Source organism: Streptomyces olivaceus (assembly GCF_000721235.1).
GTDB classification, from domain to species: domain Bacteria; phylum Actinomycetota; class Actinomycetes; order Streptomycetales; family Streptomycetaceae; genus Streptomyces; species Streptomyces olivaceus.
Window position 1 is genome coordinate 1 of sequence record NZ_JOFH01000135.1, and the last position, 657, is coordinate 657.

At 66.2% G+C, this 657-nt stretch carries 1 pseudogene; it reads right to left on the bottom strand.

From position 1 onward, the window contains the following. Positions 1-657, bottom strand: a pseudogene (locus IG94_RS0138125) (hypothetical protein); the annotation flags it as partial.

The window sequence follows — 657 nt, forward strand, 5'->3', positions numbered from 1 at the left end:
CAGTGCGGCCAGTCCCACGTCCCATAGCGACGCCTGGCCCTTGCTGTACTTGTACAACGTGTCCGCGAGCACGACCAGCGCCGCGACCAGCACGATCGCACCCAGGATCGGCCCGCCGATGATCATCGCGACGATGCCGACAACCGCGACGACCACCTTGCAGACCGCAACGATCGAATCCCAGTTGTCAGAGAACCAGTCCCCGATGTCCTCCCACCACGACCGGTTCTGAATCCCCGCGTCCGACGCCTCGTCAATCTTGTTCTTCGCGTCCCGCGCCGCCTCGTCACGCATCTTCCGCGCGTCCTCGGCCATCTTCTTCGCCGCATCCAACGCACCCTGCGCATCATCGACGTGCTGCGCATCCCGCGTAGCGGCCCGGACCTTCGCCTCGTCCGGCTTGTCACCGTGGGACTTGCTGCCGGTCGGGTCGTCCTTGTACTTGTCGGCTTCCTTCGAAGCCCGCGTCACCCACGAATCCGCCGACGACAGCTTCGACTGGGCCGTGGTGAGGTCGTCGCGGGCCTCGCGAGCCTTGCGCAGCGCCTTGTCCGCCAGCGCCTGCGCCCGCTCCAGCTTCGGCCAGAAGTCGGCGAGCGCGTCGCCGCACATGCCGTACGACTTCTCGAGCTTCTTCAGGTTCTTCGGGACACCGGA